Annotated in this window: 25 protein-coding genes; 4 read left to right on the top strand and 21 right to left on the bottom strand. The window is 31.2% G+C overall.

The genetic code is table 11. The annotated features are described in order from the left end of the window. Positions 1–3: 3 nt before the first annotated feature. Together M3P09_RS14820 and fbp are read right to left on the bottom strand one after the other, a co-directional pair. Entirely contained in the window at positions 4–501 is a 498-nt protein-coding gene (locus M3P09_RS14820; RefSeq protein WP_249973747.1) for a nuclear transport factor 2 family protein, read from the bottom strand. A 172-nt stretch (positions 502–673) separates the two neighbouring features. Further along, positions 674–1,681 (bottom strand): class 1 fructose-bisphosphatase, encoded by a 1,008-nt coding sequence (gene fbp, locus M3P09_RS14825; protein ID WP_099565321.1) that lies wholly within the window; start codon positions 1,679–1,681, stop codon positions 674–676. 121 nt (positions 1,682–1,802) lie between these two features. Between fbp and M3P09_RS14830 the strand changes: the two genes are divergently transcribed. Genes M3P09_RS14830 through M3P09_RS14845 form a run of 4 tightly spaced genes read left to right on the top strand, consistent with a single transcriptional unit; the run spans position 1,803 to position 6,392 of the window. Then, entirely contained in the window at positions 1,803–2,282 is a 480-nt protein-coding gene (locus M3P09_RS14830) for a GNAT family N-acetyltransferase (protein ID WP_099565320.1), read from the top strand. Position 2,283: 1 nt separating this feature from the next. Further along, on the top strand, positions 2,284–3,534 hold the full coding sequence (locus M3P09_RS14835; RefSeq protein ID WP_099565319.1) for an aspartate kinase: 1,251 nt from the start codon (positions 2,284–2,286) through the stop codon (positions 3,532–3,534). A 22-nt stretch (positions 3,535–3,556) separates the two neighbouring features. After that, positions 3,557–5,386 carry a GNAT family N-acyltransferase gene (locus tag M3P09_RS14840; RefSeq protein ID WP_249973748.1) on the top strand — a complete coding sequence of 610 codons (1,830 nt, stop codon included), beginning with the start codon at positions 3,557–3,559 and terminating at the stop codon, positions 5,384–5,386. Further along, positions 5,376–6,392 carry a carboxypeptidase-like regulatory domain-containing protein gene (locus M3P09_RS14845; protein ID WP_099565317.1) on the top strand — a complete coding sequence of 339 codons (1,017 nt, stop codon included), beginning with the start codon at positions 5,376–5,378 and terminating at the stop codon, positions 6,390–6,392. The genes M3P09_RS14840 and M3P09_RS14845 overlap by 11 nt, the downstream gene beginning before the upstream one ends. Before the next feature lie 35 nt (positions 6,393–6,427). Here M3P09_RS14845 and M3P09_RS14850 read toward each other — a convergent pair whose 3' ends face one another. The 19 genes from M3P09_RS14850 to M3P09_RS17395 all read right to left on the bottom strand — a co-directional run bounded on the left by M3P09_RS14850 (position 6,428) and on the right by M3P09_RS17395 (position 18,866). Beyond that, positions 6,428–6,853 (bottom strand): arsenate reductase ArsC, encoded by a 426-nt coding sequence (locus tag M3P09_RS14850; RefSeq protein ID WP_099565316.1) that lies wholly within the window; start codon positions 6,851–6,853, stop codon positions 6,428–6,430. A gap of 81 nt (positions 6,854–6,934) precedes the next feature. Next, the gene (locus M3P09_RS14855; RefSeq protein WP_249973749.1) at positions 6,935–7,426 is read right to left on the bottom strand and encodes a GNAT family N-acetyltransferase; all 492 of its coding nucleotides are present in this window, start codon (positions 7,424–7,426) and stop codon (positions 6,935–6,937) included. Next, a complete protein-coding gene (locus M3P09_RS14860) occupies positions 7,410–7,907 on the bottom strand; it encodes a DUF6428 family protein (RefSeq protein WP_249973750.1) in 498 nt (165 codons plus the stop codon). The genes M3P09_RS14855 and M3P09_RS14860 overlap by 17 nt, the downstream gene beginning before the upstream one ends. A 55-nt stretch (positions 7,908–7,962) precedes the next feature. Further along, positions 7,963–8,286 (bottom strand): ArsR/SmtB family transcription factor, encoded by a 324-nt coding sequence (locus tag M3P09_RS14865; protein WP_099565313.1) that lies wholly within the window; start codon positions 8,284–8,286, stop codon positions 7,963–7,965. 111 nt (positions 8,287–8,397) lie between these two features. Further along, positions 8,398–8,856 (bottom strand): TM2 domain-containing protein, encoded by a 459-nt coding sequence (locus M3P09_RS14870; protein WP_099565312.1) that lies wholly within the window; start codon positions 8,854–8,856, stop codon positions 8,398–8,400. 110 nt (positions 8,857–8,966) lie between these two features. Then, positions 8,967–9,731, bottom strand: coding sequence for a sulfite exporter TauE/SafE family protein (locus M3P09_RS14875; RefSeq protein ID WP_099565311.1), 765 nt, complete (start codon positions 9,729–9,731; stop codon positions 8,967–8,969). A 32-nt stretch (positions 9,732–9,763) separates the two neighbouring features. Further along, positions 9,764–10,150 (bottom strand): VOC family protein, encoded by a 387-nt coding sequence (locus M3P09_RS14880; RefSeq protein ID WP_099565310.1) that lies wholly within the window; start codon positions 10,148–10,150, stop codon positions 9,764–9,766. Then, a complete protein-coding gene (locus M3P09_RS14885; RefSeq protein WP_099565309.1) occupies positions 10,147–10,611 on the bottom strand; it encodes a DUF1801 domain-containing protein in 465 nt (154 codons plus the stop codon). Before M3P09_RS14885 ends, M3P09_RS14880 begins: the two co-directional genes overlap by 4 nt. Positions 10,612–10,625: 14 nt before the next feature. After that, on the bottom strand, positions 10,626–11,132 hold the full coding sequence (locus M3P09_RS14890) for a DUF4199 domain-containing protein (protein ID WP_249973751.1): 507 nt from the start codon (positions 11,130–11,132) through the stop codon (positions 10,626–10,628). Positions 11,133–11,229: 97 nt separating this feature from the next. Next, positions 11,230–11,601: a VOC family protein gene (locus M3P09_RS14895; RefSeq protein ID WP_249973752.1), complete on the bottom strand. Its 372-nt coding sequence runs from the start codon at positions 11,599–11,601 to the stop codon at positions 11,230–11,232. 79 nt (positions 11,602–11,680) lie between these two features. Beyond that, entirely contained in the window at positions 11,681–12,091 is a 411-nt protein-coding gene (locus M3P09_RS17390) for a response regulator transcription factor (protein WP_284041214.1), read from the bottom strand. A 9-nt stretch (positions 12,092–12,100) separates the two neighbouring features. Beyond that, positions 12,101–13,075 (bottom strand): 2-hydroxyacid dehydrogenase, encoded by a 975-nt coding sequence (locus tag M3P09_RS14905; protein WP_249973753.1) that lies wholly within the window; start codon positions 13,073–13,075, stop codon positions 12,101–12,103. Between the two features lie 45 nt (positions 13,076–13,120). Next, entirely contained in the window at positions 13,121–13,486 is a 366-nt protein-coding gene (locus M3P09_RS14910) for a cupin domain-containing protein (RefSeq protein WP_099565304.1), read from the bottom strand. Positions 13,487–13,597: 111 nt separating this feature from the next. Then, positions 13,598–14,968 (bottom strand): magnesium transporter, encoded by a 1,371-nt coding sequence (gene mgtE / locus M3P09_RS14915; protein ID WP_199099712.1) that lies wholly within the window; start codon positions 14,966–14,968, stop codon positions 13,598–13,600. 59 nt (positions 14,969–15,027) lie between these two features. After that, positions 15,028–15,825: a 16S rRNA (adenine(1518)-N(6)/adenine(1519)-N(6))-dimethyltransferase RsmA gene (rsmA, locus tag M3P09_RS14920; protein ID WP_249973754.1), complete on the bottom strand. Its 798-nt coding sequence runs from the start codon at positions 15,823–15,825 to the stop codon at positions 15,028–15,030. A gap of 55 nt (positions 15,826–15,880) precedes the next feature. After that, complete coding sequence (locus M3P09_RS14925) at positions 15,881–16,204, bottom strand: DUF4286 family protein (protein ID WP_099565302.1); 324 nt, start codon at positions 16,202–16,204, stop codon at positions 15,881–15,883. A 29-nt stretch (positions 16,205–16,233) separates the two neighbouring features. Next, positions 16,234–16,746: a GNAT family N-acetyltransferase gene (locus tag M3P09_RS14930; protein WP_249973755.1), complete on the bottom strand. Its 513-nt coding sequence runs from the start codon at positions 16,744–16,746 to the stop codon at positions 16,234–16,236. Positions 16,747–16,750: 4 nt separating this feature from the next. Next, positions 16,751–18,526: a tetratricopeptide repeat protein gene (locus M3P09_RS14935; RefSeq protein WP_249973756.1), complete on the bottom strand. Its 1,776-nt coding sequence runs from the start codon at positions 18,524–18,526 to the stop codon at positions 16,751–16,753. A gap of 217 nt (positions 18,527–18,743) precedes the next feature. Continuing rightward, a complete protein-coding gene (locus tag M3P09_RS17395; RefSeq protein WP_255407676.1) occupies positions 18,744–18,866 on the bottom strand; it encodes a hypothetical protein in 123 nt (40 codons plus the stop codon). Positions 18,867–18,896: the final 30 nt, after the last annotated feature.

An 18,896-nucleotide genomic window follows, 5' to 3' on the forward strand; every position in this document is an offset into this window, starting at 1 on the left:
GTTTTAGTTAGGCAATTTATAAGCCTGTCTTGTCAATAGCTTAAGACCATCATCTTTCTGTTTTTGAAATACTTGCACACAACCGAGGCGAATATCTATCGATTTGCCATCTTTAGTGGCCTTCGCTAAAAAAATATTTCGTACAACAGCTGTATTTCCTGAAATGTAAATACTCTGTTCTGGTGCTTCCACAGATGAAAAATTAAAAGGTCCGTTAACTATGTCGTCAATAAATTCAGCCTTGTCCTGAATCTTTCCACTTGAGTGCCCATAAGTGAGGTTGTCAGCACAAAGAGCTTCCATAGACGCTACAGTCGGGTTCACAATGGCATCATTAAAACTAAGTACTGCTATCTCAACTTCCTCTTTTGTGGGCGACTGTATTTCATCTGCATTAACTTCAGTTGTTCCTACACTTTTGTTTGTTTCATTTTGTTGTTCTTTACAACTGTAAATAACAAGTACAGCTAAAATGACGATACCGAATAATTTGTTTTTCATTTTTATTTAATGGTTTTATAAAGAAAATTATTTAGTGAATATAAACAATAACACACTCAATACTGATATTTTACAATGTACATATATTTAAATCCTTATCCAGCATTTCTTTGCATAACGATACAAAATATTGAACCCATTAATAAATGTGTTAGGATAACTTAGCACATTTTTATTGCGCTTCTCGCATAAACGACTCACATTTTTCAACCATATTTTTACTCCCACAAATAAAAGCCACTCGTTGATGTAACTCTGTTGGCTCAACATCCATAGTGCGCGTAAAACCATCGCTAGATTTTCCGTTAGCTTGCTCAGCTAAAAAAGCCATAGGGTTGCATTCGTATAACAAACGTAGTTTTCCATTAGGATTTTTAGAGCTTTGAGGATATAAATAAATGCCACCTTTTATCATGTTTCTATGGAAATCTGAAACCAAAGACCCTATATATCTGGAAGTATATGGTCTGTCTCCTTCTTCTTTTTGGCAATACTTAATATAGTTTTTTATCCCCTGTGGAAAATGGGTATAATTACCTTCATTTACAGAATAGATATTGCCATCTTCAGGGAATTTCATATCTGGGTGCGATAAATAAAATGAGCCAATAGCTGGGTTTAGTGTAAATCCATTTACACCATCTCCTGTTGTATAAACTAACATTGTAGACGTGCCATAAACCACATAGCCTGCAGCGACTTGCTGACTACCTTTTTGCAAAAAATCATCTAAAGTAACTGGTGTCCCTACTGGTGTTACACGTCTGTAAATTGAGAAAATAGTTCCTACAGAAACATTAACATCAATATTTGAAGATCCATCTAATGGGTCAATTAAAACCACATATTTGTTTTGGTTATTTTCATCTTGACTATTAATAGAAATAAAGTCGTCTTCCTCTTCACTTGCAATACCACAAACTATATTTCTTTTTGTAAGTGTTTGTATAAACTTATCGTTTGCATATACGTCTAGCTTCTGTTGATCTTCTCCTTGTATATTAGTATCGCCAGCGGCACCAATAATATCAACTAACCCAGCTTTATTAACCTCATGGTTTACAACCTTTGCTGCCAATCGTATAGAATTAATAAGGCGTGACAACTCTCCTGAGCTGTATTTAAATGAGGTTTGATTTTCAATAATAAACTCTCCTAAAGTTTGATTTTTTCTAGACATGAAAGCGACTTTTTGTTTGTGCAAATATCTGTTAATTTTTAACTAACTACAACGTTTTCGCAAAAGATTAATGGGGTTAAATATTTAACTTTAAGCTATATTTGAAATTATTTAAAAAAATATGAATTATAAAATAAGAAACGCTACCAAAAACGACATGGTAGATGTGCTCAGTTTAATAAAAGAATTAGCTCTTTTTGAAAAAGAAGAAAACGCTGTTGAAGTTACAGTTAAAGATTTACAAAGAGATGGGTTTGGTGATAATCCAGCATTTCATTGTTTTGTAGCTGAAGCCAATAATAAAATTGAAGGTTTAGCACTAGTATACAACCGCTATTCTACATGGAAAGGAAAAATAATTCATCTGGAAGATTTAATTGTCAGTGAAAAAATGAGGGGCTCTGGTTTAGGAACCGCACTTTTAAATGAAGTTGTTAAATACGGGCACAATCTTGGTGTAAAACGTATAAACTGGGAGGTAATTGATTGGAATGAACCTGCAATTGCCTTTTACGAGAAAAAAGGAGCCAAAGTTTTACGTGATTGGGATGTGGTTCAGTTAAGTGAAGAAGGCATTAAAAATTACATAGCAAAATTATAATATGCAAGTATTTAAATTTGGTGGTGCGTCAGTTAAAGATGCCAATGGCGTAAAAAACTTAGTAGCTGTTTTACAAAAAGTAGGTTACAAAAACACCTTAGTTGTTGTTTCGGCAATGGGAAAAACCACCAATGCTATCGAACTTGTTTTAAAAAATTATTTTAACAACAAAGCTGAGTTACAAAGTGCTCTCCAAGAGGTTAAAAAATTTCATAATGAAATTCTATTGGATTTATTTGAAAATGAAAATCATCCAATTTTTAAAAAAATATCGACTTTTTTCGAAGAGTTTGATACTTTTTTAAAAACTAATAAATCTCCAGATTACAACTTTGTTTACGATCAAACTATTGGGTATGGTGAGTTAATTTCTACTACAATTATAAGCGAATATTTAAACTACATTGGAATAAAAAATAATTGGATAGATGTTAGAAATCAAATAAAAACTGATAATTATTATAGGCATGCTAATGTAAATTGGGAGGAAACGCAAAGCCTCATATCATCACAATTCAACAAATCTATTTTAAATATTACACAAGGCTTTTTAGGAAGCGATACCAATAACTTTACAACAACATTAGGTAGAGAAGGAAGTGATTATACAGCCGCAATTTATGCCTATTGTTTAAATGCCGAAAGTGTAACTATATGGAAAGATGTGCCTGGTGTTTTAAATGCCGACCCTCGGTATTTTGAAAACGCACAGCTACTTAATAAAATATCGTATAGAGAAGCCATAGAATTAGCTTTTTACGGAGCCTCTGTAATTCATCCAAAAACACTGCAGCCTTTACAACGTAAAGAAATTCAATTATACGTAAAATCATTTTTAAACCCAGAGCAAGCAGGAACTATGGTTGGTAAAAACACAACTTTGGAGCCCCTAATTCCTTGCTTTATTGTAAAGAAAAATCAAGTACTCATTTCTTTATCATCTTTAGACTTTTCATACATCGTTGAAGACAATATTAGTAGTATATTTAAGTTATTACATCAATATAAAATGAAGGTTGATGTTATTCAAAATTCAGCTATAAGTTTTTCGGTTTGTGTAGATAATCTCTATAATAATCTTGAGAAACTATTGCATCAATTAAAATCAAAATTTAAAGTAACATGTACCAAAAATGTTTCTCTTTATACTATTAGGCATTATAATGAACATGCTATAAAGCAAATTGAAACAGGTAAAGTCGTGTTACTAAAACAATTAACCCAAGAAACAGTTCAAATAGTAACTAAATAAACTATTTAGTACATTTACACTTATGACCAAACAACAAAATACGGGATTGGTAACAGCAAAAGAAGTAGCTAAAGCCATACAATTAGATAAATATAGCTTTATTGGTACTTTTGTTGGTTGGATTTTAATGAAAGTTCTTAAAATATCCACACTTAATAAAATATATAATAGAAATAAACATTTAAGCGATTTAGAATTTTTAAATGGTGTTTTAGACGATTTTGAAATTAAATTTGAAATCCCCGAAGAAGACTTAAAACGACTTCCTAAAAATGGTGCTTATATAACGGTATCTAACCATCCTCTAGGTGGTATTGATGGTATTTTGCTTTTAAAATTGATGTTAGAACAACGCAGCGATTTTAAAATCATAGCCAATTTTTTATTACATCGAATTGAGCCTTTAAAGCCCTACATTATGCCTGTAAATCCTTTTGAAGACAGGAAAGATGTAAAATCTAGTATTGCAGGTTTTAAAAACTCTATACTGCATTTAAGAAACGGACATCCATTAGGGATTTTCCCTGCAGGTGAAGTTTCTACCTATCGCGATGGTAAATTAGTTGTTGATAAACCTTGGGAAGAAGCAGCTATGAAGCTCGCTCAAAAAGCCGAAGTTCCTATTGTACCCATTTATTTTCATGCAAAAAACAGTAAGTTATTTTATAAGCTTTCCAAAATTAGTGATACGTTTAGAACTGCTAAACTACCTTCTGAGTTGCTAACCCAAAAACGACGCGTTATTAAGGTTCGTATTGGTAAAGCTATTTCAGTAAATGACCAAAAAGAATATACTTCATTAGATGAGTTTTCAGGTTTTTTAAGGCAGAAAACATATATGTTATCGAATGCATTTGAAGAGAAATCAAAAATCTTAGATAATATTTCATCAACACTTAAAACACCTAAAACACCTAAACGTATTGTTACTCCTGTTGATGCATCTTTAATGATTAAAGAAGTAGAAACACTTAAAAAAGAGGATTGTAAACTACTTACTAGTAAGAACTACGAGGTTTATTTAGCTCCTGCTGAAAACATTCCTAATATATTAAGAGAAATAGGTCGTTTACGAGAAATTACCTTTCGTGAAGTTGGAGAAGGCACAAACGAATCTATTGACTTAGATGATTTCGATAGTTATTATCACCATATGTTTTTATGGGACAATGAAAACAAGATAATTGCTGGCGCTTACAGAATGGGCTTAGGTTCAAAAATTTTTGAGCGTTATGGTATAGATGGTTTTTATTTACAAGACCTCTTTAGGTTTGAACCTGAATTATATAAAATGATGAGTCAATCTATTGAATTAGGTCGTGCTTTCATTATAAAAGAGTATCAGCAAAAACCAATGCCCTTATTTTTACTTTGGAAAGGTATTGTTCATACTACATTACGCTTCCCTGAACATCAATTTTTAATAGGTGGCGTAAGTATTAGTAATCAGTTTTCAAATTTCTCGAAATCATTAATGATTGAGTTTATGAAATCTCATTATTACGATCCATATATTGCGCAATACGTACACCCCAAAAAAGAGTTTAAAGTAAAGCTAAAAGATGCTGATAAAGATTTTGTTTTTGATGCTACAGAAGCTGATTTAAATAAGTTTGACAAGATTATTGATGAAGTTGAGCCTGGTGCTTTACGCCTGCCTGTACTACTTAAAAAGTATATAAAACAAAATGCTCGATTAGTCGCCTTTAATGTAGATCCGCTGTTTAACAATGCTGTTGACGGCTTAATGTACATTAAAATTGCCGACCTACCAGAAAGCACCGTTCGCCCTGTAATGGAAGAGTTTCAAGCAGAATTAGAGCGCAAGTTTATGGAGAATAATGAAATTTAAAACTTTTATATACTTACTATTTTTGCTTTTATCCTTTTCTGGAATTTCTCAAACCTTTTCTGGAATTGTACTAGATGCAAAAACTAAAATTCCTATAGAATCTGCGGCAATTTATTTTGACAATACTACCATTGGAACCACCACAGATTCAGAAGGTAAATTTTCTATTTTGTATACTGATGCCAATCAATCAGGTTTAGTTATTTCTTATTTAGGCTATCAAACAGAAACGATTTTAGATTACAGGCAAAAAAATAATATAACAGTATACTTAAAACAAACAAATAATGTTTTAGATGAAGTTATTGTGTATGCAGATGATGGACTTACCAGAAGACAAAAGCTTAGGCTATTTAGAAAGCAGTTTTTAGGGTTCTCTAGTTTTGCAAAATCTTGCAAAATTTTAAATGAAAAAGATTTAATTTTAAGATACAATCGAAAAAAAAGGCAATTAACAGCCAGCGCCTTTTCCCCAATTATTATTGAAAATAAAAGTCTGCAGTATGTTGTTTTTTTTGACATTAAGCAATTTGAAATAAACTTCAATTATGTAGAAGAGATAAATAATGTATTCGAAATTAAATCTGTTAATTTTTCAGGTAAAAGCTTTTACAAAAATTTTGACAATTTTAAAGAGAATAAAGCGAAAAGAAATAGAGAAAAAGCCTACAAGGGTTCTGTGCTTGAATTTATGAGAGCGCTTTATAATGAAGCATTAGAAGCTAAAGGGTATCAAATTTTTTCTAAGAGGTTTAAAGTAAACCCATGGGACTATTTTAAGATTCAACAAATATCAAATACTTCATCAAAAAGAGTATTATTAGATAAGCCCGTAAATATTCTCTACGATAAAAACTATCAAACCAAAATTGAGTTTTTAGAACCCGCAATACTCATTGATGAGTATGGGAACTATTCTGATGTTACCAAAGTGATGTTTTCTGGCTATTTAGGAAATCAACGGGTAGGAGACTTACTTCCGCTTGATTATGGGTTACAAGATTAGTAAAAGCAATAATAAATTAAAGGCTTTTTAAACGATCAAATTAATCGGTACTCCTCTACAAAATTCTTAAAATAGTCTTTAATTTCATTACGTGCTTTTAAAAATGCTGCATGCTTTTCTTCATCAGTTCCTTCTAACTTTGAAGGGTCATAGAAATTGTGATGTAATCGCTTTGCATTTTTACTTGGTATGTAAGGGCAATTTTCATTGGCATGATCACAAACCGTGATAATGTAATCAAAATCTACCTCAGCATACTCATCTACATGATTTGAAGTGTGATGATCAATGTTTAACCCATCTTCCTTCATAATAGCTAAAGCTCCAGGGTTTAATCCGTGAGTTTCAATACCTGCACTATATACTTTTACCGCTCTGTTATCTAAAAAATGATTTAAATAGCCATGGGCCATTTGGCTTCGGCATGAATTTCCTGTGCATAATACTAAAATGTTCTTCATATTTATTTTTTATTCCTACAAAAGCAGGGATCTTTTTTAATTAATCTTTTAATTTAGGTCTCGACAGTGCTCGTTCTGACATTATTTTACAATTTTACTTCGTCTTTCAAGAAAATGATTATCGTGCCATTTTCCATTTAATTTTCCTATTTTTTCTCTAACGCCAATAGTTCTGAATCCACACTTTAAGTGTAAATTAATACTTGTATTGTTTTCTGAAAAAATACCTGCTTGTAAGGTCCACAAGCCTTCTTTTTCACTTTCATTAATTAAAACTTTAAGTAATTTTCTTCCTATATGTTTTCCTCTAAAAGCTTCAGAAACATATACACTTACTTCAGCTACGCCTTTATAAACTTTTCGTTTTGAAGCTGGAGATAAAACTGCAAAACCTACTACTTCATCTTCAATAGTTGCAACAAATCTACAACATTGTAAATACTTAACATTCCATTGTTTCCAATTGGGACATTCTGTTTCAAAAGTAGCAATTCCAGTAGCAATACCTTCCTTATATATTTCTGAAACAGAGCCCCAATCGTGCTTTATTAATGGTCTAACAACAATTTCCATCTGGTGAACAACAAGGTTCTTCACTAGCCGAAACTAACTCTTTTTCTTCGGATACACCACATGTGCTTTTTGCTTTACAATCTGTTTTTTCGATGGCTAATTTAATAATTAAGTCGTTACCATGTATTTCAAAATCATTAACAAATAGTTGTGCCGTATTAAAAGTAGCATTGCTATATTCAAACTTTACTTCAGCATTTAATGCATAAGGTTTCATTTTACCTACTTTTTTAAGAATAGCCATGGCTTTGTAAACCGACATATATTCAGTTTTACCAATCTCACTTGGGCTTTCCCAAAGTTGAATAATCGTTTCTTTCCATGCGTCTGTTTGTGAACCACAATCTACCGAATCTATTGAAACATGTTTTACTTCGGTAATATGATAATTAGCACCTACTAATAAATTTGGTGCATATTCAAATAATAAAGACAAATCTTTATTTTGTTCTAAAACGCTAAATAATTCTTGTGTTTTCATAATTTTTAAACTTATTTATTTTCATTAGAATGTGCTAATAAATGACCATAATGGTCTAGCAGCAATTTGATTTAGTGGTATTAAAAAAAGCATTTAATCTATTTTGTAAATATGTCCAGCGCTCTACATTAATGCAATAACACATGCTTTTTCCTTCTACCTCTCCGTTTAGCAAACCAATGCTTTTTAGTTCTTTTAAATGCTGAGAAATTGTGGCTTGTGCTAACCCTATTTCTTCAACCAAATCATTACAAATACAAGCATTTTGATTACTTATATACTGCAATATAGCTACACGAGCAGGGTGTCCCAACACTTTAAAAAACTGTGCAAGATCGTTTTGCTGTTCTGTAAATATTTGTGATTTAGTAATTCCCATATCATTTCATTTTAATATTGCAATATTACGATGTTAATTTGAATTAAAAAAACCAAAACGAATTTATTTTGGTTTTTGTGTTTATTTATTTTTAACCTTGATAAGTTTTAATTAGAACCAAGGCTTTTTACCTGCTTGATAAGTATTATAAAAATCAGTATCAGATTTTGTTAGGTAAATTATACCTTCAATAAAACCTACAACACCTGGCACCCATACAATTAAAAGCCCAACTCCTACACAAGATAAAAGAATTCCTATTAATGTTGCTCCCAAAAGAATTCCTCCTTCTTTATTATAACCTAAAATAAACTTGTGAATACCTAAACCTCCAAAAAGAATTCCCAATATTCCTGCTAGTATCTTTTTATTTTCTCCTGAAGCAAAGGTTTCTTTAGCACTTTCTGCAAATTCAGATGCCGTTTCTTTAGCATCTTCTGCAAATTCTTTCGCTTTTTCTTTAGCTTCTTCTGCAAATTCTCCTGCTTTATCGGCTGCTTTTTTTGCGCCTTCCTTAGCATCACCTAACATATCGTTTAGGTCGTCGCTTAAATTTTTTTCGTCAGACATTTTATTGTTTTTAATATTATGGTTAGACTATAAAGTTAATAAATTATTATTAATAACCTCTTAAACTATAGGTATGTAAAATGAAATATTTGTTACAATAAAACTAATTATTACCTAAATAACATAACTAATCCCCCAAGAGCAGTAACTATTAAAATAAATCGTCTATAATTAACATTTGTAATTAACTTAACAATATAGGCGCCTAAGAAAAAACCAATTAAAACTACTGGAACCAATGCTGAATTTAAAATTAAAGTGTCTTTAGTCACTGTATTCCATATTAAAAAATGAAAAGGAAGTTTAAAAACATTAATAATAAAAAACAACCATGCTGCAGTACCTATAAATTCATTTTTTGGTAATCGTGTTGCCAAAAAATATATATTTGATATTGGGCCGGCTAAGTTTCCTACCATAGTGGTAAAGCCTGCTAAAAACCCTACACTGCTAGAAAACACTTTGTTTTTTGGAATAGTTGATGATTGTCGTTTTTCGGTATAAAACATAATAAGTACCGATACGATAATAATAATAGCCATTATTCTTTTAAAAAGTACTTCTGAAATATCATTGCCTACCCAAACACCAATTAAAACCCCAATAATCATCCAAGGCATTAGCTTTTTTATATATTCCCATTGTGTATGCCTATTGTAGTAAACCACTGCTAAAATATCGGCAGCTATAAGCATAGGTAGTAAAACGCCTGTTGATGCTTTTTCGCCAAAAACAAATGCCAAAATTATAACAATAATAATCCCTAAGCCTTTAACTCCTGCTTTGGCAACTCCTAATAAAAAAACTGCAAAACTAATTGCAGTCCATTGTAATGTAGATAAATTATAAGATTGTAAAACTTCTAAGTAGTCCAAAAAAAATTTATTTGAAAAGCGAAATAACGAATTTACAAAAATGCACTATCTATTGGCTCCCAAAGTTCTATTTTATTACCATCGTTATCTAAAATCCAGCCAAATTTTCCGTATTCGTATTCTTCAATTTCACCTACAATGGTTACGCCTTCATCTTTTAAAACCGCTAACAATTCTTGTAAGTTTTCAACTCTATAATTAAACATAAAGTCTTTTTTTGAAGGCTCATAATATTTGGTGTTTTCAGAAAAGGGACTCCATTGTGTTGAGCAATCTTTACCTGTTTTATCTTTCCACCAAAAGGTACACCCATAATCATCGGTATTAAAACCTAAATGTTTTTTATACCAATCTTTAGTCGTTTTGGGATCTTTGGTTTTAAAAAACAATCCACCTATTCCTGTTACTCGATTTTTCATTTCTTTCTGTTTTTTATTGCTGACTCATAAATATCTATCCACTCTTCACAAGTCATTTTTCTTGTTAGTTCTCCTATAAGTTCAAAAGGGATCTCGTCCATTTTTTTAAACCGGATACAGCTTTTTCCCATATCAAGCTTACGCTTACAATGTTTTGGGTACTCATTTACAAACCAATCGTGTAATTCTTTTTTAGCATAAATACCGCTATGATATAAATTAACCGAGTTTTTTTGAGATGCAAAACTCATAAAAGGTAATGGTGTTTTGGGATCGCAATGGTACCCGTTTGGATATACAGAATGAGGTACATAAAAACCAATCATTTTATAAATCATTCCTTCTTCAAAACCTTTTGGCAAATTATCATTAATTATTTTTCGTAATTTTTTTAAAGTATCCTGTCTCTCATTCGGAACTTGATTAATGTAATCTTCTGGAGATGTAGCTTCGTATTGCATAATTTTTATTTTTTTTATTTACGTTGAAGTATTAATCCTGAAATTAAAGATATAATAAATCCTAAAATTATTACTGTTGAAAACATCATGAAAGCCATAAAACCAGGGCTCCCATAATCCTTCATTTGCTGAATAAGTTCTGCGCTTTTTATTTTTAATTCTTCTGGTGATAATGTGGCTTCCATTTTTTTTATAGAATAATCTATGTATTCAGTTGCAAAGTCGGGATTTATTTTAGTGGTATAGATATAATCAAACAAAGCTACTCCAATAGCCGAAAATGAAGCTATAAGCATCCCAATAGCAATTGCTTTACCTAGAGAAATCTTTCCGTTATTTACTTTATCTCGATAATGTTTGATTCCGAAGTAAACAAATAATAAAGAGAGTATCATAGAGGTATACCCAATAAGTTCTCCATAGTCAAAATTTACTCCCATTCCTAATAAAAAAGGTAATCCGAATAATAAAAACCCGCTTAGTAAAGCATAAAGACCGTACTTAATTACTGTGTTTTTCATTTGTTTTGTATGTATTGATTAGTTAGTCAAAAGTAGTAAGATGACAGAATAGAGGATTCATACTAAAGTACTAAATGCATAATACTTTAGTATCATTCTATACATGTTGGTCAATAAGAATGGTATTTCCGTCTGGGTCAAACAAAACTAAACTTGCTGGTCCTTCTGTCTCTTCATCTGACTCTCTTTCTAGTTTTATTGATTTGCTTTTCAGATGCTTTTGAATATCTCGAACATCGGTAAAGTTGTCTAATTTGTTTGCACTTTCATCCCAACCTGGATTAAAAGTTAAAATATTATTTTCAAACATCCCTTGAAAAAGACCAATTAGTGCATTACCATTTTTCATGATTAAATAATTCATTTCGATAGCTCCAGCAAAGACACTAAACCCAAGGTTTTCGTAAAACAATTTTGACTTATTAATGTCTTTTACATTTAAACTAGCAGAAAACGCTCCTAATTCCATAAAATAAATTTTTAAGATTAATAATTGGTTTAAAAGTAGTTTATACCTCTTTTTAAGAGTTCATACTAAAGTACAAATTTTAAATAATCTGTAAATTTTTTGCTATCTGCAATGCCTGTGTGCGGCGTTTTGCATTTAATTTAACTAGCAAATTTGAAACGTGAGTTTTTATAGTGCTTTCGGAAAGGAATAATTTATCAGCAATTTCTTTATTTGATAACCCTATGGAAATAAGTTGTAAAACTTCATATTCTCGATTAGTAATACCTAGCTCTTCAACTTTTTTTAAATCTATATCATGAATGGAGACTGGTGTTGGCTTTTGAGTTTTCTTATTAATAAATAGTCCAATACCTAAAAAAACGATTGCAATACCTGCCATGATATATTCAATTTGCGTATCACCACTTATTAAAGTGTATTTACCAAATTGAAACAATAGCAATAAAGCTAAAATTAGTAATGAAAAAACTAGAACGATTTTTTTCATGAACGAAAGTTAACAAAATTTCGCTTTAATTTTATCAACTATAGTTTGAGCCAATTTTTCTTTGCTTTGAATAGTCCAGCCAGCTACGTGTGGCGATAATAAAACATTTTCAGAATCAATTAAATATCTAAAAGCTTTTGGCATTTCTTCACCACTTCTGCTTACTTCTCCGTTTGATGTGACACCGCTTTTAAATAAGTTTTCAAATGATGATTTTTCATATTCTAAAACATCTAATCCAGCGCCCAAAACTTTACCAGATTGAAGTGCCACAACTAAATCTTCAGTAACTACACTTTTACCTCGTGCTGTATTAATTAACCAAAATGGTTTTTTAAATTGATTAAAAAAAGTATCATCAATCATATTAATGGTTAAAGGTGTTTCTGGTATGTGCAAACTTAAAACATCTGCATGTTGCTGTAATTCTTTTAATGAAACTTGTTTAGCGTTCTCATCAGCTACATTTTCTTTAATATCGTAACACAAAACTTTAACATCAAAACCACGTAGTTTTTTTGCAAAAGCTTTCCCCATGTTACCATAGCCTATAAGACCCACTGTTTTTCCATCAAGTTCTATTCCTCTGTTTTCTTCTCTAAGCCATTTGCCTTGTCTTACTTCGCTATCTGCTTTATTAAGTTTATTAAAGAGCGATAATAACATTCCTAGTGCATGCTCTCCAACAGCATTTTTGTTACCTTCTGGTGCAGATATTAAATTTATGCCTTTGCTTTCGGCATAATCACAATCTATATTTTCTAAACCTGCACCAACACGACCTATAAATTTTAGATTGGTAGCAGCATCAAGAAATGATTTATCTATTGAGAAGCGACTACGAATAATAAATCCATCATATTTATGAATTTTAGCTATAACTTCGTCTTTTGAAGATGTATAATCTTCATCATTAATAAATCCTAAATTATTAAGTTGATTTATTAATAGTTCGTGGTTAGTATCGAGGTGTAAAATTTTCATTTTAAAATATTATGAGATGCAGAAACCTGTTCAGCGTGACCAAAACTATATTTTTGGATAATGCGTTTGTGTTTTTTCATGTTTTACTTTTCCTGTATGTGCCGTGTTTAATTTTTCAAATAATAGGACATGTACTTCTTCATCATTTTTTGTAAAAGGATTATGCTCTACCCCTTTCGGAACTACAATAATTTCACCTTCGTTAACTACTTCTGTTCGATCTCTAAATTGCATGTATAGTGTCCCTTTTATAACTTGAAATAGTTCATCTTCGTCCTCATGACTATGCCACACAAATTCGCCTTTAAGTTTTGCCAGTATAACTTGCATATCATCAACTATTGCAATTTGATGTGGGTGCCAATTTTTTGAAAATTTTGAAAATTTATTTTTAATATTGATTGAATTCATATTGTAAAATTACGAAGTTTTGCGTTAGGGATAGTAGTAGAAATCCTTTTTGAGAGGCGCGAGCAAAAAGATTGTAACGAATAGCCCGACCCTTGTGGTAACGCCCAAATGCTAAATGCCCAAAATCATTTTTGCAATCCAGAAATAAAGTAAAATTCCTAAAATATCATTGCTTGTAGTGATAAACGGACCTGTGGCAATGGCTGGATCTATGCCTCGTTTATCTAAAAATAATGGCACAAATGTTCCTATTAAGCCTGCAACTATTATTACAGCTACTAGAGAAACAGATATGGCAAAAGCAGTATTTATTTCGCCTTTAGTTACCCATACAAAAAGAAAAAGAAAAACAGCCAAAATAACCCCATTTAAAGCAGCCAATAGCATTTCTTTTATTAATCTATTATTTACACTTCCTTTTACATCATCATTTGCTAAACCTTGTACGATAATCGCACTTGACTGTACGCCAACATTACCAGCCATAGCCGCAATTAAAGGCGTAAAGAAAAATAATACTGCATATTTATTAAATGTATCTTGAAACCCTTCCATTATTAAAAAAGCCCCAATACCACCTACTAAACCTAAAAAGAGCCAAGGTAGTCGGGCTCTGGTAAGCTCTAAAATACTGTCATCAGAATCTACATCGCCAGTAATACCTGCTGCTAATTGGTAATCTTTCTCTGCTTCTTCTTTTAATACATCTACTATATCATCAATAGTAATTCTACCCAAAAGAACCTCGTTATCGTCTAACACCGGAATGGCTTCCAAATCATATTTTGCCATGACTTTTGCTACATCTTCAACGTCATCATTTACATTAACATAATCTACATTAACTTTAACGAGATCTGAAATTTTTTGATCGTTCTTAGCAACAATTAAATCTTTTAAAGATAGACGACCTATGAGTTTTTCTTCCTTATTTACAACATAAATTGAATGGACTCGTGTTACTTCTTCGGCTTGACCTCGAATTCTTCGCATGCAACCAGCAACTGTCCAGGTTTCGTAAACTTTAACCAGCTCTTTGGCCATGAGCCCTCCAGCAGTATCTTCATCATAAGCTAAAAGTTCTGTTATTTCTGCTTTATGTTCTTGATCTTCAATATGAGAAATAACGGCTTCTTGTCGTTCTTCTGGAAGTTCTAAAATGATATCAGCAGCATCATCAGTATCTAACTCCTCAACTTCTTCGGCAATTTCTTTTGCAGATAGGTTTTTTAATACTCTTTCTCGAATATCTTCGTCGAGCTCTGTTAAAATATCTGAAGTGGTTTCAGAATCTAAGAGTTTAATAACATAGGTTGCTTCATCCAGATTTACTTCGTCTAGAATTTCGGCAATATCGGCATAATGAAACTCATCAAGCAATTTGTGAAGCTCCTTATCATCATTTGCTTTGATAAGTTGCTTTACTTGCCCAACAAGCTCTTTTGTTAGCTCAAATTGTATGTTTTCTTTCTCTTCAGACATGAGATTAAAACTTCTCGATACTATTTCAAAATTCCTTTGAAACCTCGCGAAGTGATGATTTAATTTTTATCGTTTTCAATGAATTGCGTAAGCTCAATAAAGGCTTCTACACTTAATTGTTCCGGACGTTTGCCAAATATAACATTTGCTTTTAAATTATCTGATAAATTGAAGGTTTTTAAACTATTTCGAAGCGTTTTTCTGCGCTGTTGAAATGCCGTTTTTACCACTTTAAATAATAATTTTTCACTACAAGGTAAACTGTAATTTTCTTTTCTAGTAAGCCTTAAAACTCCTGAATCTACTTTTGGAGGTGGATTAAAAACGGATGGAGGTACTGTGAATAAATACTCGGCATTATAAAATGCTTGCGTTAAAACAGAAAGAATTCCATATACTTTTGAGCCTTCTTTTGAACAAATACGCTGCGCAACCTCTTTTTGAAACATCCCAGAGAATTCTGGAATTTGTTCACGCATTTCTAAGGCCTTAAAAACAATTTGAGTTGAAATATTATACGGAAAATTACCAATAATAGCGAAGGATTCTCCTTTAAAAACTTCATTTAAATCGAATTTTAAAAAATCTTTTTCTATAATTCTTGGCGCCAAGTTTAGGTAATTTGCTTGTAAATATTCTACCGATTCGGTATCAATCTCAATAACAAAAGTTTCAATATTCTTTTTTAGCAAATACTTAGTTAGCACACCCATTCCCGGTCCAATCTCTAAAACTTTTTTATAATCTTTTAATGCTAAGGTGTTTGCAATTTTTTCTGCAACAGATTCATCATTTAAAAAATGCTGCCCTAAATACTTTTTAGCTTTTACTTGATGTTGGTTTGGATTATATGCCACGAATTCATGAATGTTTATTAATAAAAACCCTTTGTCTGCGCTAAGGGAAGTAAAGCTATTTAAAATTCACAGTATATTCATCTACAATTTGTAGCTCAGTTCTAAACGCTAACATTTTATCTGCAAATTTTTTCATGCCATCTGTTCTTAATCTATCTGCATCCTCACGATAATAAGCATCTAGAGCTTCGCGTGAATATGATCTATATTGAATAGAATAAGTTTGTCCACCCATATCTTCCTCTACTAAAACCTTAGTTAATGTTGCTTTTTCAAATTTACCTGTTCCTAGTACTTGTGGAATATGTTCTTTGATCCATGCTAACCATTCGTCATGAATACTTTCGTCTATGTTTACCGTTACGTTGTATATAATCATATTTCTTGCTATGCTTAAATGACATAGATTTATAAAGTTTTTGCAAATAACAGAAGTTCTTTATCTTCTTCAAAGGGATTTACTCTTTTTTCGAAAACTAATCCTAATTTCTCTAATAATTTAATTGAATTATGGTTATCTGGATTTGTTATCGCTACAACTTTTTTAAGTTTGAATTCTGATTTAGCAAGTTTCATAATTTCAACCGATGCTTCAAAACCAAAGCCTTTGCCTTCGTATTCTGGTAAAAAACCAAAACCTACATCTACATCATCTAATTGTTCTCTTTTTATAAGTCCTGCTGTTCCAATTGTTTTATTGTTCTCGGCTTTTAATAGTACTTTATAAAAACCAAAACCGTTGTCTTTATAGCTTTTCAAAATACCATTTTTAAGATTCGCTTCGGCATCTTTTACAGACCTTATATTTCTATCACCAATATATTTTAACCAGTGTGGCGTGTTCATTAACTCCACAAAAAAAGGAGCATCTTGTAAGCTAACTTTTGAAATTAATAATCGTTCTGTTTCTGCAATTATCATATAATTAATTTATAGCGTCTCCACGCAATGCTCTGTATTTTTTTCGAGCTTCAACAAAATAAATGCTATCTACATGGTTAAAAATAATTTGCTCGTACAAATCTTTTGCTTTTTCTGGTTGGTTTAAATGCTTTACATAAATGTCTGCTAATCTATAATAGGCGTCATCAACTAAAATACCATCTCTATAATTAGCAATAATTAGTTCGTAATTAGCTTGGGCTTTTTCAAATTCTGTGTTTTCTTCAAATAGTTGGGCTTGTTTAAATAAAGCTTTGGCCACTATGGGCTCGGTTTTATGGTTTTTTAAAATGGTGTTTAAAAGCGAAATGGCCTCACTATTTTTATTTTGAAACGCTAACAAATCTGCTTTAGAATAAAGTTTTAATGCTGTTTGTAATGAGTCTTCATATTTATTATCAGTAATCAATAATTTTAAATCGAGCGCATCATTGGCTATAAGTTGTGATGTTGAAGCTTTTAAAATTTTAAGCTGTGATTCTGCCCATTTAAAATCACCTTTGTAATAACTTGCTTTGGCTACTTTATAGCGTGCCTCTTGAGAAATTGTGCTGTTCTTTAAATTGCGTTGTATTTGTGTGTAATAAATTAAGGCTTTATTAAACTTTTCTTGAAGAACTAAAATATCTCCTAATTCTAGTTTAACCTCAGCTTTCTCAAATTCGGTTAATGGCAGTTTTAAAGTAGTTTCTAAAAAATTGATGGCGTCATCAGTTTTATTCATATAAAATGCTAAAAAATGCGCATAAGCTACTTGCAGTTTTAAGGTTTGCGGAAACACACCAAATTCTTTAAATAACTCTAAATATTTGTTATTAATAAAATCGTTTTGGTCTGCTAACCCCTTTTTCGTTTCAAGCTGCAATAAGCTATAGTGGGCATTAAGTTGTGTTTCTAAATCTTGCGCTGTTTCAATTAAAAATGTGTACATCTCTTCAGCTACCTCGTTTTCGTTTTCATTTACAGTAATGCTAGCTAATTCTTCAATTCTATTTAAGCTTTCTGGTCGTCTATTAAAAATTGCTTTCTCTTGTATAAATGCTTTCTTAAAATCTTTTTGTTGAATAAATAACCAACTCAACATTTCATTCCAAAGTAAATTAGGTTCTTGTTGAGATTTTTTTAGTAGAATTTTTTTAAATAATATATTGTTTTCATTCGCACTGTTTTCACTTATAAAATCGTTAATATGCCTTTTAATATTATTTAACGACACTGGGTTTTTTTCAGCAAATTCAATATAGCTGCTAAACATCTTTTCAACATTCCCTTGTTCTCCATATATTTTAGCTAATTGAAATTTAAAGTTTAATTCTGGTTTTAAAATCATAGCCTTTTCATAAACCGTAATAGTTTCGTTTAATAAGGTATGGTTTTGAAAACTTCGAGCTACTGAAAATGCATTATTAACATTATCGTCTAAACTATTTATAGCTTTTTGATAATATAGGCTAGCGTTTTCTAAATCGTTTTTAAGCTGATAATTGTACCCTAACTCAACAAAAAAAGCGGGATATTTTATTCTATTTATTAATCTTAAAAGAAAGTCTTCGGCTTCATTATATTGCTCTAATTGTTGATGCGCAGTAACAAGTTGATTAATATAATTTATGTTTGAAGGCGATTTTGCATATAGTTTTTTATACTCGTAGAGTGCTTTTTCAAAATCTCCCTTATTAAAATAATCTTTTGCCAGCGCGTCATCTTGCGAAAACAGGCTTGTAGAAAAAAGTAAACATAAAATAAAAAGAATCCTCATTATGTAAATATAGCAAATGTGCTAATTAGAAATTGTAAATATTATTATAAAAAAAAGTGCCCGAATAAAATTCGGGCACTAACCAACCAACAATAAGTTTTCTATTAACGCCTGTTAATTTAAAAACAATATTATACAAGATTGGGGACAGCCTTAAATTCTCAATAATAGAGAATGCCTATATTAAGAGAAATAATTAGTTTTGAGCAAGCAAACCCTATCTACTTACTACTGCTGTGGTATTATTTTCAGTTTTAGATATTTCGAAATCTGAAAATAAAACTTTACTAGCAACCAAAACTAATGCAATTAAAAGCACTAAGCGCTTAATATTTTTCATGGTAGGTTAAGTTTATTCTTTTTGGTTGGA

Source organism: Jejuia spongiicola, assembly GCF_023502325.1.
Lineage (GTDB): Bacteria > Bacteroidota > Bacteroidia > Flavobacteriales > Flavobacteriaceae > Wocania_A > Wocania_A spongiicola.

Excerpts from the sequence above, each read along its gene's own strand:
- M3P09_RS14820 (WP_249973747.1), bottom strand. The coding sequence starts at position 501 with ATGAAAAACAAATTATTCGGTATCGTCATTTTAGCTGTACTTGTTATT.
- fbp (WP_099565321.1), bottom strand. The coding sequence starts at position 1,681 with ATGTCTAGAAAAAATCAAACTTTAGGAGAGTTTATTATTGAAAATCAA.
- M3P09_RS14830 (WP_099565320.1), top strand. The coding sequence starts at position 1,803 with ATGAATTATAAAATAAGAAACGCTACCAAAAACGACATGGTAGATGTG.
- M3P09_RS14835 (WP_099565319.1), top strand. The coding sequence starts at position 2,284 with ATGCAAGTATTTAAATTTGGTGGTGCGTCAGTTAAAGATGCCAATGGC.
- M3P09_RS14840 (WP_249973748.1), top strand. The coding sequence starts at position 3,557 with ATGACCAAACAACAAAATACGGGATTGGTAACAGCAAAAGAAGTAGCT.
- M3P09_RS14845 (WP_099565317.1), top strand. The coding sequence starts at position 5,376 with ATGAAATTTAAAACTTTTATATACTTACTATTTTTGCTTTTATCCTTT.
- M3P09_RS14850 (WP_099565316.1), bottom strand. The coding sequence starts at position 6,853 with ATGAAGAACATTTTAGTATTATGCACAGGAAATTCATGCCGAAGCCAA.
- M3P09_RS14855 (WP_249973749.1), bottom strand. The coding sequence starts at position 7,426 with ATGGAAATTGTTGTTAGACCATTAATAAAGCACGATTGGGGCTCTGTT.
- M3P09_RS14860 (WP_249973750.1), bottom strand. The coding sequence starts at position 7,907 with ATGAAAACACAAGAATTATTTAGCGTTTTAGAACAAAATAAAGATTTG.
- M3P09_RS14865 (WP_099565313.1), bottom strand. The coding sequence starts at position 8,286 with ATGGGAATTACTAAATCACAAATATTTACAGAACAGCAAAACGATCTT.
- M3P09_RS14870 (WP_099565312.1), bottom strand. The coding sequence starts at position 8,856 with ATGTCTGACGAAAAAAATTTAAGCGACGACCTAAACGATATGTTAGGT.
- M3P09_RS14880 (WP_099565310.1), bottom strand. The coding sequence starts at position 10,150 with ATGAAAAATCGAGTAACAGGAATAGGTGGATTGTTTTTTAAAACCAAA.
- M3P09_RS14885 (WP_099565309.1), bottom strand. The coding sequence starts at position 10,611 with ATGCAATACGAAGCTACATCTCCAGAAGATTACATTAATCAAGTTCCG.
- M3P09_RS14890 (WP_249973751.1), bottom strand. The coding sequence starts at position 11,132 with ATGAAAAACACAGTAATTAAGTACGGTCTTTATGCTTTACTAAGCGGG.
- M3P09_RS14895 (WP_249973752.1), bottom strand. The coding sequence starts at position 11,601 with ATGGAATTAGGAGCGTTTTCTGCTAGTTTAAATGTAAAAGACATTAAT.
- M3P09_RS17390 (WP_284041214.1), bottom strand. The coding sequence starts at position 12,091 with ATGAAAAAAATCGTTCTAGTTTTTTCATTACTAATTTTAGCTTTATTG.
- M3P09_RS14905 (WP_249973753.1), bottom strand. The coding sequence starts at position 13,075 with ATGAAAATTTTACACCTCGATACTAACCACGAACTATTAATAAATCAA.
- M3P09_RS14910 (WP_099565304.1), bottom strand. The coding sequence starts at position 13,486 with ATGAATTCAATCAATATTAAAAATAAATTTTCAAAATTTTCAAAAAAT.
- mgtE (WP_199099712.1), bottom strand. The coding sequence starts at position 14,968 with ATGTCTGAAGAGAAAGAAAACATACAATTTGAGCTAACAAAAGAGCTT.
- M3P09_RS14925 (WP_099565302.1), bottom strand. The coding sequence starts at position 16,204 with ATGATTATATACAACGTAACGGTAAACATAGACGAAAGTATTCATGAC.
- M3P09_RS14930 (WP_249973755.1), bottom strand. The coding sequence starts at position 16,746 with ATGATAATTGCAGAAACAGAACGATTATTAATTTCAAAAGTTAGCTTA.
- M3P09_RS14935 (WP_249973756.1), bottom strand. The coding sequence starts at position 18,526 with ATGAGGATTCTTTTTATTTTATGTTTACTTTTTTCTACAAGCCTGTTT.
- M3P09_RS17395 (WP_255407676.1), bottom strand. The coding sequence starts at position 18,866 with ATGAAAAATATTAAGCGCTTAGTGCTTTTAATTGCATTAGTTTTGGTT.